This window comes from Psychroflexus salis, assembly GCF_014640175.1.
GTDB lineage: Bacteria > Bacteroidota > Bacteroidia > Flavobacteriales > Flavobacteriaceae > Psychroflexus > Psychroflexus salis.
Map to the genome: position 1 here is coordinate 186,135 of NZ_BMGL01000004.1, position 14,578 is coordinate 200,712.

The window sequence follows — 14,578 nt, forward strand, 5'->3', positions numbered from 1 at the left end:
AACCAAGCTTTCAAATTTGTTTTACAATTTTTTATTTAAAAACAAACAACTTATTCACTTTTAAAAATGCATATAACCAATGTTTAAGTTTGCTCTTTTCCTGTGAGCTATACACACTAGTTTGTCCCGAAGCAAAATAAGCCACAACACAAGCAACTGCGATATATACAAAACCTTCCACACCAAATAATTCCATACCCATAACAATACAAGCTAGTGGAGTATTGGTTGCTCCAGCAAAAACAGCTAGAAATCCCATTCCTGCTAATAAAGACATGGGAAGCGGTAATATTAAAAACAACGCACTACCCAAGGTAGCGCCCATAAAAAACAAGGGCGTAACTTCGCCACCTTTAAATCCTGTACCTAAAGTAAAAGCAGTTAAAATTACTTTAATGGCAAAATCGTAAGGCAACATTTGATTTGTGAATGATGCTTCAATAATAGGAATGCCTAAACCGATGTACTTTGTGCTTCCAATAAGAAATACAAAAACTGCAATACCAATGCCACCAACAAAAGGTCGAAGCGGTGGGAATTTTATCTTACCAAAGAGCTTTTTAAAATATGCTTTCAACAAAGAGAAAGACATGGCAGTTAATCCGAATGCGACTCCAGCTAAAATAGTCCAACTCAAATTTTCTAAACTGTAGCTAGCAATTTCAGTAATGTAATAATGTGTGTGTGGTACACCCCAAAAATTGGTGCAAATCCACTCTGCAATTAAAGCAATAGTTAAACTTGGAAAAATAGCTTTGTAATTCATCTTTTTGGTTTTAATTACTTCTAAAGAAAAAATAAAACCAGCCAAAGGAGTCCCAAAAACCGAAGCAAAACCAGCACTAATTCCCATAATGAGTAAAATTTTACGGTCGGCATTGTTCAGTTTAAACCTGTATTTAAATTGGTCTGCAATAGAAGCGCCTATTTGTATTGCTGTTCCTTCACGACCTGCAGATGCACCAAAAAAATGGGTAGCGATGGTTCCAAATAATACCAAAGGAGCCATTTTGAAAGGAATGGTTTTATTGGGTTGGTAATATTCTTCCAAAACCAAATTATTTCCTTTTTCAATTCCTTTGCCTAACCAATAATAAATGTAACCAATTAACAAACCACCCAAAGGCAAGCATACAATTACCCAGATATTCATTTCCCGGAATTGAGTTGCCCAACTCAAGGCAACTAAGAAAAAAGCGGAAGCACTACCAACAAGGCTGCCAACTAGTAAGCTCAGCAAAGTCCATTTTAAAAGATATGGAATTACTTTTTTTAAATACGGATAAAATTGTTGTGTACGCAAAATGACTACTTTATATAGTTTGTTAAGTAGACGTCATTAGCGTTTGGGCGGTTCGAGGCAGACATCATTGCCTATTTTAAAGCAAATATAAAATTAAATTATAAAATGCTATTCAAAATTGATATATAAACCAATATAAGGATAAATTACGTGCGTTCTTCCAAATAAATCTTTACCAACATTTGAGCTTTTAATGTCTTTATTTGTAGTTAAATAATTTGCTCCGAAACTTAACCCTAAATTTTTACCAAATTGATAACGTCCGTAAATCCCCGCTCTTAATTCGCCAGTGTTGTAACTTCCACGACGGGTATCTCGAGTACGCTGCCTAAAATAGTTGATACCATAACCTAAATTTAAGCCAGTTTCAAATAAGTTTGTCTGATAGACGACATAAGAAACTTGAACATAATAACTTCGGTAATTCACTTTCTCAAAGTTTCCAGCTAAAGAAGCATCGGTTAGTGAAGAACCAAAACGGGAAAGTCCAAAACCAATTCTAAAATTATAGATTTTATAAATGTTCATATACAATTCGAATCCAGCTGCATCTTGTTCGTATGCTTCACTTAAAAAATGATTTCCTAAAGCGGTAGGTGAAATGATTCTAAAGTCTAAATAGCCCAATTCAAAAACATCATTATCATTTTTTCGGATAGTGACTTCATCGCGATTAAAATCGGTTTTATGTTGAGCGAAAGTATAATCTGCCCAAAATGAAATTAAAATCATTATCATAAAAAGTGTGTGCTTCATTTTATAAGTTTTCGATAATATATTCAACTTGATTTTCGCCAATTTCAATAAACACTTGATTGCTAATTGTATTTGAGCCACCCGATAGATTTTCAACTAAAGTATAATTGAGTTGAAGTGTTTGGTTTTTTCTAACATTTATAATTTGTGGTTCCTTGTAAATTTTAGGGGTTGAAAATTCTTCAACTGTAATGAAATTATGAGCTACTTCTCCTATTAATTCATAATCTAATAAACTGTATTCAGCACTTAAATTTGTAGAAACAAAAAACGAAGTTAGATGAGCTTGTAAATACAATTTTTGCGGTGGTATTTCAACATAAAAATCTTCAAAATCATCAATTTTTAGGAAAATACTTAGTGGTTTTCTTTCTTCTTCATCTTTCGATAAAATAACTTGGTAGTCATTATTTTTGCTATTACCGCCATCTCTAGGAAAATGTAATCGAGCTTTTCCATCTTGCCCTGTTTCATTAAAAGTGATTAAGTCGTTATTGTAATCAGGGAATTGAAATTTAGCACTCCGACCTTGAATTATTTCAGGAAAAAAGATACTGCGGTAGTTATCTGCAAACACATCTATATTTACATTCGAAAGTGGTAAATTATTTTCGTTTACCAAGGTTACATCTATGGTTAATCGTTCTTTTAAGTTGTATAGTTTAGTGCAACTGTTACAAAAGCTGAAAATTAATAATAAAAGTACTGTATTTTTCATTTAGTAAATTTAGGTATAATTTTAGCTTGTTTGTAAAGCTAATGTTATTTTAATATTCAAGACTTGTTCAGTTATATATAAATAAGGATTAAACAGGGCGTTAATAAATGCTAATAAATAACCTAAATAATTAAGCTCAAATAAATTCTAGTCCTTATTTTTGAAACAATTATAAAAAAACAAATGAAACAGTATCACGATTTAATTCAGCATATTTTAGATCACGGTGTTCAAAAAGGAGACCGAACTGGCACAGGAACCAAATCGGTTTTTGGCTACCAAATGCGCTTTGACTTAGCCGAAGGTTTTCCTATGGTTACTACTAAAAAAATTCATTTAAAATCGATTATTTACGAATTATTATGGTTTTTAAAAGGCGATACCAATGTGAAGTATTTGCAGGAAAATGGTGTTCGGATTTGGAATGAATGGGCAGACCAAAATGGTAATTTAGGTCCCGTATATGGACATCAATGGCGTAATTGGAATAGCGAAGAAATCGATCAAATAAAAGATTTAATTAGCACTTTAAAAACTAATCCTAACTCACGCAGAATGCTGGTTTCGGCTTGGAATCCTAGTGTAATGCCAGATACATCCGTTTCATTTGAAGAAAATGTTACAAATGGAAAAGCAGCTTTACCACCTTGCCATGCCTTTTTTCAGTTTTATGTGGCCGACGGTAAATTGTCTTGCCAGTTGTATCAACGCAGTGCCGATGTGTTTTTAGGAGTTCCTTTTAATATTGCATCTTATGCTTTATTTACATTAATGCTAGCTCAAGTTTGCAATTTTCAACCCGGCGAATTTATACATACTTTTGGCGATGCACATATATATAACAACCATATGGAGCAAGTTGAACTCCAACTTTCTCGTGCGCCAAGACCGCTTCCTATAATGAGGTTGAATCCCGATGTAAAAGATATTTTCGATTTTAATTTTGAAGATTTTACCTTAGAAAATTACAATCCACATCCGCATATTAAAGGCAAAGTAGCCGTATAATCATTACTTAAAGATTTGAGCCTTAGTATGGCATAAAAACTTGTTTAAGCATATTTAAAAAGTTACTTTTGCACGAAATTAATTATAATTAAATGTCTACAACACAACAACTCGAAGATTTCGTTTCGCAAGTACGGCGAGATATTTTAAGACAAGTACACCAAGTAAACTCAGGTCACCCAGGCGGAAGTTTAGGATGTGCCGAATTTTTTAGTGTTTTATTTAAAGAAGTTTTGCAAACCAAAGCGCAATTTAACATGGATGGTAAAGATGAAGATGTATTCTTTTTATCGAATGGCCATATTTCTCCAGTTTATTACAGCGTTTTGGCAAGAACAGGTTATTTTCCTGTTGAAGAATTAAACACATTCCGAAAAATAGATTCGCGTTTGCAGGGACACCCAACAACTCATGAAGGCTTACCTGGAATTCGAATTGCATCGGGCTCTTTGGGCCAAGGCATGTCTGTCGCTATTGGTGCTGCATTAACCAAAAAACTAAATAAAGATTCGCATTTGGTTTATACTCTACACGGTGATGGCGAAATGCAAGAAGGCCAAAACTGGGAAGCTATAATGTATGCAGGCGCAAAAGGAGTTGATAATTTAATAGCAACAGTAGATTATAATAAACAACAAATAGATGGTTCAACAGACGATGTTTTACCTTTAGGAAACTTAAAAGATAAATTTGTAGCTTTTGGATGGGATGTTTTAGAAGTGGAAGAAGGAAACAATGTAGAAGCTATTAAAAATGCTCTAACAGAAGCAAAAACAATAACGGGTAACCAAAAACCAATTGTTATTTTATTGCATACGGTAATGGGTAATGGAGTTGATTTTATGATGCATACACATGCATGGCATGGTAAAGCTCCTAACGATGAACAATTGGCTTCAGGTTTGGCACAAAACCCAGAAACATTAGGCGACTATTAAAACTACTTCAACAAAAAAATAAATCATGAAAATTTACGAGAATACAGGAAATAAAGATACAAGAAGCGGTTTTGGAGTAGGCTTAGCCGAATTAGGAAAATCTAATCCTAATGTTGTTGCTTTGTGTGCAGATTTAACAGGTTCCCTAAAAATGGACGAATTTAAAGCAAACCATCCCGAACGATTTTTTCAAATTGGGATTGCTGAAGCCAATATGATAGGGATTGCTGCAGGAATGACCATTGGCGGAAAAATTCCTTTTACAGGTACATTTGCTAACTTTTCTACAGGAAGGGTTTACGACCAAATAAGACAAAGTATAGCTTATTCTGGAAAAAATGTAAAAATTTGTGCTTCGCATGCAGGAATTACCTTAGGTGAAGATGGAGCAACTCACCAAATTTTAGAAGATCTTGGACTTATGAAAATGTTACCGGGAATGACGGTAATTAACACCTGCGATTTTAATCAGACAAAAGCAGCTACGTTGGCTATTGCAGCATACGATGGTCCAGTATATTTACGATTTGGAAGACCAAAAGTAGCCAATTTTACCCCTGAAAATCAAACTTTTGAAATTGGAAAAGCAGTTCATTTACAAGAAGGAAAAGATGTAAGTATTATTGCAACAGGTCATTTAGTCTGGGAAGCTTTAGAAGCTGCTAAGGTTTTAAATGAAGCTGGAATTTCAGCTGAAGTAATAAATATTCACACCATTAAACCACTAGACGAAGAAGCGATTATTGCATCAGCTAAAAAAACTGGAGCAGTTGTAACCGCCGAAGAACATAACTTTTTAGGTGGTTTGGGAGAAAGCGTAGCTCGTACTTTAGCACAACATTATCCAACTCCACAAGAGTTTGTTGCAACTCAAGATACCTTTGGCGAGAGCGGTACACCTGCTCAACTCATGGAAAAATATGGCTTAAACGCAGCTTCTATAGTAGAAAAAGTTAAAAAAGTTATACAACGAAAAGCTTAAGGATTAACTAAATACATAGTAGTATTGTGTAAATTAATTTAGTTTTGTACAACCATAGAAATAGTTAACTTAAATTTGAAAAAAATATAATTATGGCATTAGAAATAACCGATAAAGATTTTGAAGAAGTAGTTTTAAAAAGTGACAAACCTGTTTTAGTTGACTTTTGGGCTGCTTGGTGTGGACCTTGTAGAATGGTAGGACCAATTATAGACGAAATAAGCAAAGATTATGACGGTAAAGCTGTTGTTGGTAAAGTAGATGTAGATACTAACCAAGAATTTGCTGCTAAATATGGAGTAAGAAATATCCCAACTGTTTTGTTATTTAAAGATGGCGAGTTGGTAAACCGTCAAGTAGGTGTAGCTTCAAAAGATACATATACAGACGCAATAGACTCAGCTATGTAGTTTATTACAGGCAAACAAATTATAAGCTCAAGTATTACTTGGGCTTTTTTGTTTTCAACTAATTTTTTTAATTGAAAACATAATTTAGATTTTAAAAAATCATTTCAATTTAGATTGGAAATACGAGTAAATTTCATCGGGTTTCGCACCACGCCATTTTTTGAAGTAAATCATTAGGTAAATCCATTGTAGTTTCCAAACTCCTAGTTTTCGATACAGTCGAGGTGAAGCAGTAATCCATTTTTGTATAACTGTAAATTGTTTCTTGTTGTACAACTTTCCTATTAAGATATTATCTTCATAAATTTGATAAGTTTCATTGTATCTACCAACTTCATTAAATAATTTTTTAGTTATAAACAAACTTTGGTCACCACCACGACAGGCTTTATGGTTAAGTTTGGTAAACCAACTCATTAACATCAGCCAAGGATGGGCACTATCGAATTTCATACAAAAACAACCTGCATATTTTTTCTGCTGTATTTGATGAGCGATGTAATAATCAAAATCTTTGGGTGGAGTAGAGTCGATATGTAAAAAATACAAGACTTTTTCATTTGCAATTTTCGCCGCTGTATTCATTTGTTTTGCTCTTCCTTTTTTGGCTTTAATTAATTTGATGAAGTCTAAAGTTGAAGCTATTTGAAAAGTTTGATCAGTACTACCTCCATCTACTACGATAATCTCACGCACATAATTATGTTTACTTAGTTTTTGTTGAAGCAACAGTAGTTGACTTTTAATTATTTTAGCTTCATTGTAAACAGGAATAATAATGCTAATCATACACGTTTATTTACCATTGAGCTTCCAACTATAATTAGTAAATAAAATTTCAGCATCAGCAGAAATCTTTTCATCTACATAATTATCTATAAAATCCTGTATAGAACCTGATTGAGCTTCAAAATCGGATGTATACCATTTAAATATTTTTGAAAGCTGAAGCTTGTTTTTAGTAATGCTATTTTCATTAGAAAGAATAAATTCTTTAGTTGCTTTTTCAAGTTGATCATTTAATTTTTTAGCTTCAAAAGCTTCATTTTGCAATTTAGGACAACTTTTAGAAGCACAATTAATAGCAAAATGAATCCTAGGATCGTTCATTTTTAGCAACATTCCTTTTTCTACATCATCCAATGAAATTAATTCGTTTTCAAAAGGAATAAAGTTAGTTGTAAACGGATTACTAAAAATATCTCCAATATCTTTAATGCTTTCTACAGGGTAATTTTTTAAAATTAGTTTTAAAGTGTAAGCATTATAAGTATTGATGAGATAAGCCATTTTTTCATTCCGCGTCCAATTAGATTTGGGAGTATGCTTGGCCAATATGTTTAAATAATGGTCTAAGTCTTGTTCGTTTTTTTTAAGTAGATTATAGTTTACAAAACCAGCTTCCGAAACGTGTTTTTCAAGAATTTCGGTGAAGCTTTTGTGGCTTATTTGCGCCTTTGTATCTTGGAAAAACCCCATGAATGATACAAAAGTTAATATAGCAAACAATTTTTTTGAATAAATCATTTTTTTAAATTGGTAGTGAGACTTAAATGATACTTACATTGTAAACAAGTTTAATTTACATTTAGTTTAAATATAGCTTCAAATACGCATTAACATGATACCAATCTTATAAATTAAAGCATGAATTAGTATGAAATATACAAAACTGCTTAAATCTCAAATGTATAAAAATAAAGCTAAATTTGATAAAAATGGAATAGTACGTTTAAGTAACATATAATGTGCTTGTAATTGGAATTAAAACTGAAAAAATGAAAAATTTATATCAAAACTTATGAAAAAGTAAAGTTTAAAAAATATTCACTTCCGTTTCTAATTGAATATTAAATACCTGTTGAACCTTATATTGTATAGCTTTAGCTAAATCTAAAATTTCTTTTCCGGTTGCTTTTCCGTAATTAACAAGTACAAGTGCTTGGTTTTTGTGTACACCTGCATCGCCTTTTGTAAAACCTTTAAAATCACATTTTTCAATCAACCAACCTGCTGGGATTTTATAATTTCCATCAGCTAATTCATAAAAAGGCATTTCTGGATACTTTTCGTTAATCTGTTTAAAAAAACTAGCATCTACAATTGGGTTTTTAAAAAAGCTTCCCGAATTTCCAATTTTTCTAGGATCGGGTAATTTGTTTTTTCGGATATAAACTACAGCATCGGATACATCTTTAATACTTGGTTTACTTATGTTTTTTTTGGAAAGCTCAGCTTGAATAGCTCCATACGAAGTTTGTAACTTATGCTTTCTTTTTGTAAGCCTAAATTGAACAGAAGTTATAATATAAAGGTTTTTGTATTCATTTTTAAAAACAGATTCACGATAACCAAACTTACATTCTTCTTTGCTGAAAACTTTTTCTTCTAAGGTTTGTTTGTGAATTGCGGTACAACTTACAAAGTGGTCTTTTAACTCAACTCCGTAAGCACCTATATTTTGAATGGGCGAAGTGCCTACAAGTCCGGGAATTAGCGATAGGTTTTCTAAACCACCATAATTTTTATCAATACACCAGAGTACAAATTGATGCCAGTTTTCGCCAGCTTTAGCTTCGATAACCACTTCATCTTGGTCTTCTGAAACAACACGAATTCCATTGATTTTTATATGTAAAACCGTTGCGTCAACATCGCTGGTTAGCAACATATTACTGCCGCCGCTTAAAACAAAAAGCTCTTCAGCATAAAAGCGTTTTAATATATGCTTTAGTTCTTTTTCAGAATAAATAGCAATATATTGTTTAGCACGCACATCTATGCCAAATGTATTGTGCGATTTAAGCGGAGCATCTTTTTGTATTTGCATTACAACTAATTAGGATAATCTTGCAAAGCTAACTTTAAAATATGAATTGCTTTTAAAATGATTTCTTTTTCAAGTACATACGCAATTCTAATTTGGTTTATACCTGTATTTGGGGTGGAATAGAAACCTGCAGCTGGAGCAACCATGATTGTTTCACCATTAACTTCATATTCAGAAAGTAACCATTTAGCAAAATCTTCAGAATCTTCAACTGGCAACTCTACAGTACAATAAAATGCCCCTTTAGGCACTGCAACTTTTACATCTTTTATGCTCTTTAAACCTTCAACCAAGGTGTTTCTGCGTTCTACATATTCAGAAATAACTTCATTAAAATAAGCATCATCGGTGTCTAAGGCAGCTTCAGCAGCAATTTGTGCAAAAGTTGGCGGACTTAACCTTGCTTGTGCAAACTTCATTGCATTTGTTATTAGTTCTTTGTTTTTAGAAGCTATACACCCAATTCGAGCTCCACACATGCTGTATCGTTTAGAAACAGAATCGATCATAATAGCATGTTCTGCTAAACGCTCCACTTGCATAATTGAATAATGTTTTGCACCATCGTAAGCAAACTCTCTATAAACTTCGTCTGCTAAAATAAAAATATCATGTTTTAAAGCTAAATCTGCTAATTGCTCAATTTCATCTTTAGTATATAAATAACCTGTCGGATTTCCAGGATTACAAATTAAAATTGCTTTTGTGTTTGGATTAATTAGTTTCTCAAATTCAGCAATTGGTGGCAGTGCAAAATTATTTTCTAATTTAGATTCAACCGCACGTACGCGAACACCAGATGCAGTTGCAAATCCGTTGTAATTTGCGTAAAAAGGTTCGGGTATAATTACTTCATCTCCAGGGTCTGTTATACAACCCATAGCAAATAGCAAGGCTTCAGACCCACCAGTTGTAACCAATATTTCGTCTGGATGTAAAGGAATCTGATTTTTTTTATAATAAGCCGAAAGTTTTTCTAAGTAAGTTTCAAAACCTTGCGATGGACTGTAAGACAATATAGATAAATCGTTGTTTTTTACTGCATCTAAAGCTACTTTAGGGGTTTCTATATCGGGTTGACCAATATTTAAATAATGAATAGTTTTACCTGATTTTTTAGCAATCTCTGCATACGGCATTAATTTACGAATTGGAGATTCTGGCATTGCCAGACCCTTTTGCGATATTTTCGGCATTTCAATTTATTTTTTACAAAAATGCAAAATATATGTTACATAAGTAGCTTCATATAATCGATTTAATAAGGTTTTATTACTTTTAACTTATGCTTAAAAAGTTTACTCCAATCTTAATCTTATTACTGGTTTCTGCAAGTTTTTTTGCCCAACCAGATCCTGGATTTCATTTTGTAAATCCGAACCAAAGAGCAATAAAAATTAAATTTGAACAATTAAATAATCTTATTATCATTCCTGTAGAACTTAATGGCGTAGAACTTTCTTTTTTATTAGATACGGGTGTTGATAAAACCTTACTCATTGCCTTAGAAGCTGGCGAAAGCATGGAGCTAAATAAAGCCAATCAGGTTAATATACGCGGCTTGGGTATAGACGATAACTTCGTGGCTTACCAATCCATAGAAAACACATTGCAAATCGGAAGCGCAATTCATAACAATAAAGATGTATATTTTATAATCGATAAGGATAACAAGCTCACTAAACGCTTAGGCTTGCCAATTAATGGAATAATTGGCTACGATTTTTTTAAAGATTTTATTGTTCGAATTGATTATAAAAGAAACTTGATTAAATTATATAATCCAGAAAAGTTTAATAGAAAATTACGCAGTTTTGAAGCCCTACCATTACTTTTTTATAAACGAAAACCTTACCTAAATTTAAAGGTTAAAGATAGCAGTATTACAAAACCAAATTTAAATTTATTATTCGATACTGGCTCTGGGTCAAGTTTTTGGCTTTTAGAAAAAGAATACATACAAGTACCACAATTATATTTTAAAGATATTTTGGGCTATGGTTTTAATTCTACTATTAAAGGTAAGCGTTCTAGAGTGCAAGAAGTTGTATTGGGTAAATATCGTATAAATCAGCCCACAGTTGCCTATCCTAATGTAGACCAAATAATTCAAATTGAACAAAATGTAATGCGCGATGGTACCATTGGAGCAGAAATATTAAGGCGTTTTAAATGGTTTATAGATTACCCAAATAAAAGAATTTATTTTAAGTCGAATTCTAATTACAACGAAACATTTGGGTATGATATGAGCGGATTAGTTTTAGAGTTTGATGGTATTAAAATGGTTAAGCGGATTAAAAGTGTAAAAATGAATATTGAAAAATATACTCAATTTAATGAAGAATTAAACCCCAAATCTAGAAACGATTTTATATTAAGCGTTGAAATTCAACCCAAGTTAATTATTTCAGATATTCGACTTGACTCGCCAGCTGCAGATGCTTCAATTAAAGTGGGAGACGAGTTGATTAAAATAAATTCGAAAGAAGTATACCAATTAAAATTAAAACAAATTCAACAAATATTGTCTGAAGAAGAAGGCAAAAAAGTAAAATTAGAGCTTAATAGAAAAGGAAAAATACTTAAAAAAGAAATCTATTTAAGAGATCGTTTTAAAGATTTAATTCAAAACTCAAAAAACTAATGCTTTAGTCTTTTGTTTATGCGCTTAAATGGTATTTTTGCAGCCATAAATAAACCCAAATGTCCATAGCTACAAAATATTCTCCAAAAGAAGTTGAAAATAAATGGTATTCTTATTGGTTAGAACATAAATTTTTTCAATCTCAGCCTAGTGAAAAACCTTCTTACACCATTGTAATTCCACCACCTAATGTTACGGGAGTTTTACACATGGGACACATGTTAAACAACACTATACAAGATGTGTTAATACGCAAAGCAAGATTAAAAGGCTATAACGCATGTTGGGTTCCGGGTACGGACCATGCATCGATTGCTACCGAAGCAAAAGTGGTAGCAAAACTGAAAAGTGAAGGTGTAGAAAAATCTTCAATATCTAGAGATGAATTTTTAAACCATGCCTGGGATTGGACAAATACGTATGGAGGCAAGATTTTGAATCAGTTACAAAAACTAGGTGCATCTTGCGATTGGGATCGTGTAAAATTTACAATGGATGATGATTTATACGAATCGGTAATTCATACGTTTATTGATCTGTATAATAAAGGAAAAATTTACCGTGGATACCGCATGGTGAACTGGGATCCTGAAGCTAAAACCACTCTGTCCGATGAAGAAATTATTCACCAAGAAAAACAAGGTAAGTTATACTACATTAATTACCATGTAGAAGGCACAGACGAAACACTTTGTATTGCTACTACTCGACCAGAAACTTTGTTTGGTGATACAGCAATTTGTATTCACCCCGAAGACGAACGTTACCAACATTTAAAAAATAAACGTGCCATCGTTCCAGTTGTTAATAGGAGTATTCCTATTATACAGGATGAATATGTAGATTTAGAATTTGGAACAGGTTGTTTAAAAGTTACTCCAGCGCACGACGAGAATGACAAAATGTTGGGCGATAAACATCAATTAGAAGTAATCGATATTTTTAACGATGATGCCACACTTAATCATTATGGTTTAGACTATCAAGGCAAAGATCGTTTCGAAGTTCGGAAATTATTTGCAAAGGAATTAGAGCAAAAAGGCCATCTTATAAAAGTTGAAAATCACATTAATAAAGTCGGCACATCCGAGCGTACAGGCGCTGTAATTGAGCCCAAACTTTCAGACCAGTGGTTTTTAAAAATGCAAGACTTAGCTAAGCCTGCTTTAGATGCTGTTTTAACCAATAAAGAAGTAAAATTATTTCCTAAAAAATTTGAAAATACCTACAAAAATTGGCTAGAAAATGTTCGCGATTGGAATATTTCAAGACAACTATGGTGGGGGCATCGTATTCCAGCTTATTATATTGGCGAAGGCAAAAATGATTTTGTCGTTGCTAAAAATGCAGATGAAGCATTAGAGTTAGCTATTCAAAAAACAGGCAATCCAACTTTAAGTCATGCCGACATTCATCAAGAAGAAGATGTGTTAGATACTTGGTTTTCTTCTTGGTTATGGCCAATGAGCGTTTTTGATGGTATTCGGAATCCAGAAAATGAAGAATTTAATTATTATTATCCAACCAAAGATTTAGTTACAGGTCCAGATATTCTGTTTTTTTGGGTAGCCAGAATGATTATGGCTGGATACGAATACACCGATCAAAAACCATTCGAAAATGTTTATTTAACAGGGATTGTTAGAGATAAGCAAAGGCGAAAAATGTCTAAATCTTTAGGGAATTCTCCAGATGCATTAAAATTAATTGAAGAGTTCGGAGCCGATGGCGTTCGTGTTGGTTTACTATTAAGTAATTCTGCAGGAAATGATTTGTTGTTCGACGAAGCTCTTTGTCAACAAGGTAAAGCCTTTGCTAATAAACTTTGGAATGCTTTTCGTTTAATTCAAGGATGGGAAGTTTCAACTGAAATTGAACAGCCTGAGCATAGCAAACTTGCATTAGATTGGTATGCAGCTAAATTTCAAGCTACATTGAGTGAAATTGAAGACCACTTCAGTAAATATCGAATTTCTGACGCTTTAATGCAAACTTATAAACTTGTTTGGGATGATTTCTGTTCTTGGTTGCTCGAAATCGTGAAACCAGCTTACCAGCAAGCAATTGATGCTAAAACCTTAAAAAGCACACTAACTTTATTAGAAGATAATTTAAAATTATTGCATCCATTTATGCCATTTGTAACTGAAGAAATCTGGCATAACATTAAAAAACGTACTACAAATGAAGCGCTTATTGTAGCTACATGGCCAGAACAAGCAAATTTTGATGTTCAATTTTTGAAAGATTTTGAGATTACCAAAGATGTAATTAGTGGTGTTCGAAATATAAGAAAAGAGAAAAATATAGCTTTTAAAGAAAGCTTACAACTTAAGCTAATTAATAACGAAAATTTTGATGCTAAATTTAATACTGTTGTAGAAAAATTATGTAACCTACAACCACTTCAGGAAGTTAACGAACAGGTAGAAGGGGCTTTTTCTTTCCGAGTATTAGCTAACGAGTACTTTATTCCAATAGAAGGTGCTGTAGATGTTGAAGCTGAAAAAGAAAAACTATTTGCAGAACTAACTTATTTGCAAGGCTTTTTAAAGTCGGTTGAGAAAAAATTAGGTAATGAAAAGTTTGTGGCAAATGCTCCAGAAAAAGTAGTAGCTATCGAAAAACAAAAGCAAGAAGATGCTTTAGCAAAAATAGAAACTGTAAAAACTAGTTTAGAAGCATTAAACTAAAATTCGCCATTAAGCTGCTGTTTAGCAAGTTGAATGTATTTAATTTTGGCTTCTCGTTGAGACATGGTTTTAATTTGGAATAATGCATTAGCTTTAAATGCGTTAACCAATTCTTCACCACTTTCGGGTTGATGGTAAACTTGTAAGCGGTTATCGTTTGTTGCTTGTTTATAGTAAGAGTAAAAGTGCAATAATATATCTTGTGGAAACTTCTTTTGGGTTTCGCCTACTTTTTTGTAAGCTTCAAAAAAAGCTTCTTCTAACTTTTGATCTGTAAGGTCTGTATAATTCAC

At 32.7% G+C, this 14,578-nt stretch carries 14 protein-coding genes and 1 riboswitch; of the genes, 6 read left to right on the plus strand and 8 right to left on the minus strand.

All coding sequences use genetic code 11. From position 1 onward, the window contains the following. Positions 1-31 precede the first annotated feature (31 nt). The 3 genes from IEV63_RS04500 to IEV63_RS04510 all read right to left on the minus strand — a co-directional run bounded on the left by IEV63_RS04500 (position 32) and on the right by IEV63_RS04510 (position 2,777). Positions 32-1,303, minus strand: a complete 1,272-nt coding sequence (locus IEV63_RS04500; RefSeq protein WP_229737174.1) for a voltage-gated chloride channel family protein — start codon at positions 1,301-1,303, stop codon at positions 32-34. Between the two features lie 20 nt (positions 1,304-1,323). Beyond that, positions 1,324-1,384: riboswitch (Fluoride riboswitch) on the minus strand. Positions 1,385-1,411: 27 nt separating this feature from the next. Then, on the minus strand, positions 1,412-2,059 hold the full coding sequence (locus tag IEV63_RS04505; RefSeq protein ID WP_188405596.1) for a hypothetical protein: 648 nt from the start codon (positions 2,057-2,059) through the stop codon (positions 1,412-1,414). 1 nt (position 2,060) lies between these two features. Then, positions 2,061-2,777, minus strand: a complete 717-nt coding sequence (locus tag IEV63_RS04510) for a hypothetical protein (protein ID WP_188405597.1) — start codon at positions 2,775-2,777, stop codon at positions 2,061-2,063. Between the two features lie 183 nt (positions 2,778-2,960). Between IEV63_RS04510 and IEV63_RS04515 the strand changes: the two genes are divergently transcribed. The 4 genes from IEV63_RS04515 to trxA all read left to right on the plus strand — a co-directional run bounded on the left by IEV63_RS04515 (position 2,961) and on the right by trxA (position 6,115). Then, complete coding sequence (locus tag IEV63_RS04515) at positions 2,961-3,785, plus strand: thymidylate synthase (protein ID WP_188405598.1); 825 nt, start codon at positions 2,961-2,963, stop codon at positions 3,783-3,785. Positions 3,786-3,877: 92 nt separating this feature from the next. Beyond that, a complete protein-coding gene (locus IEV63_RS04520) occupies positions 3,878-4,723 on the plus strand; it encodes a transketolase (RefSeq protein WP_188405599.1) in 846 nt (281 codons plus the stop codon). A gap of 25 nt (positions 4,724-4,748) precedes the next feature. Further along, positions 4,749-5,705, plus strand: a complete 957-nt coding sequence (locus tag IEV63_RS04525) for a transketolase family protein (protein WP_188405600.1) — start codon at positions 4,749-4,751, stop codon at positions 5,703-5,705. A gap of 92 nt (positions 5,706-5,797) precedes the next feature. Next, positions 5,798-6,115: a thioredoxin gene (gene trxA, locus IEV63_RS04530; RefSeq protein WP_188405601.1), complete on the plus strand. Its 318-nt coding sequence runs from the start codon at positions 5,798-5,800 to the stop codon at positions 6,113-6,115. 99 nt (positions 6,116-6,214) lie between these two features. Here trxA and IEV63_RS04535 read toward each other — a convergent pair whose 3' ends face one another. The 4 genes from IEV63_RS04535 to IEV63_RS04550 form a co-directional block, all read right to left on the minus strand. Then, positions 6,215-6,904, minus strand: coding sequence for a TIGR04283 family arsenosugar biosynthesis glycosyltransferase (locus IEV63_RS04535; protein ID WP_188405602.1), 690 nt, complete (start codon positions 6,902-6,904; stop codon positions 6,215-6,217). A 6-nt stretch (positions 6,905-6,910) separates the two neighbouring features. Further along, entirely contained in the window at positions 6,911-7,642 is a 732-nt protein-coding gene (locus IEV63_RS04540; RefSeq protein ID WP_229737175.1) for a DUF547 domain-containing protein, read from the minus strand. Between the two features lie 289 nt (positions 7,643-7,931). Next, positions 7,932-8,945 (minus strand): UDP-N-acetylmuramate dehydrogenase, encoded by a 1,014-nt coding sequence (murB, locus tag IEV63_RS04545; protein WP_188405604.1) that lies wholly within the window; start codon positions 8,943-8,945, stop codon positions 7,932-7,934. A 5-nt stretch (positions 8,946-8,950) separates the two neighbouring features. Next, the gene (locus IEV63_RS04550; RefSeq protein ID WP_188405605.1) at positions 8,951-10,141 is read right to left on the minus strand and encodes a pyridoxal phosphate-dependent aminotransferase; all 1,191 of its coding nucleotides are present in this window, start codon (positions 10,139-10,141) and stop codon (positions 8,951-8,953) included. An 89-nt stretch (positions 10,142-10,230) separates the two neighbouring features. Here IEV63_RS04550 and IEV63_RS04555 point away from each other — a divergent pair, with 89 nt between their 5' ends. After that, on the plus strand, positions 10,231-11,592 hold the full coding sequence (locus tag IEV63_RS04555; protein WP_188405606.1) for an aspartyl protease family protein: 1,362 nt from the start codon (positions 10,231-10,233) through the stop codon (positions 11,590-11,592). Between the two features lie 59 nt (positions 11,593-11,651). Then, positions 11,652-14,285 (plus strand): valine--tRNA ligase, encoded by a 2,634-nt coding sequence (locus IEV63_RS04560; RefSeq protein ID WP_188405607.1) that lies wholly within the window; start codon positions 11,652-11,654, stop codon positions 14,283-14,285. Here IEV63_RS04560 and IEV63_RS04565 read toward each other — a convergent pair. Beyond that, positions 14,282-14,578: an acyl-CoA-binding protein gene (locus IEV63_RS04565; RefSeq protein WP_188405608.1), complete on the minus strand. Its 297-nt coding sequence runs from the start codon at positions 14,576-14,578 to the stop codon at positions 14,282-14,284. The genes IEV63_RS04560 and IEV63_RS04565 overlap by 4 nt on opposite strands.

Coding starts and splice junctions, on each gene's coding strand:
- IEV63_RS04505 (WP_188405596.1), bottom strand. CDS start 2,059: ATGAAGCACACACTTTTTATGATAATGATTTTAATTTCATTTTGGGCA.
- IEV63_RS04555 (WP_188405606.1), top strand. CDS start 10,231: ATGCTTAAAAAGTTTACTCCAATCTTAATCTTATTACTGGTTTCTGCA.
- trxA (WP_188405601.1), top strand. CDS start 5,798: ATGGCATTAGAAATAACCGATAAAGATTTTGAAGAAGTAGTTTTAAAA.
- IEV63_RS04540 (WP_229737175.1), bottom strand. CDS start 7,642: ATGATTTATTCAAAAAAATTGTTTGCTATATTAACTTTTGTATCATTC.
- IEV63_RS04515 (WP_188405598.1), top strand. CDS start 2,961: ATGAAACAGTATCACGATTTAATTCAGCATATTTTAGATCACGGTGTT.
- IEV63_RS04560 (WP_188405607.1), top strand. CDS start 11,652: ATGTCCATAGCTACAAAATATTCTCCAAAAGAAGTTGAAAATAAATGG.
- IEV63_RS04520 (WP_188405599.1), top strand. CDS start 3,878: ATGTCTACAACACAACAACTCGAAGATTTCGTTTCGCAAGTACGGCGA.
- IEV63_RS04525 (WP_188405600.1), top strand. CDS start 4,749: ATGAAAATTTACGAGAATACAGGAAATAAAGATACAAGAAGCGGTTTT.
- IEV63_RS04535 (WP_188405602.1), bottom strand. CDS start 6,904: ATGATTAGCATTATTATTCCTGTTTACAATGAAGCTAAAATAATTAAA.
- IEV63_RS04510 (WP_188405597.1), bottom strand. CDS start 2,777: ATGAAAAATACAGTACTTTTATTATTAATTTTCAGCTTTTGTAACAGT.
- murB (WP_188405604.1), bottom strand. CDS start 8,945: ATGCAAATACAAAAAGATGCTCCGCTTAAATCGCACAATACATTTGGC.
- IEV63_RS04550 (WP_188405605.1), bottom strand. CDS start 10,141: ATGCCGAAAATATCGCAAAAGGGTCTGGCAATGCCAGAATCTCCAATT.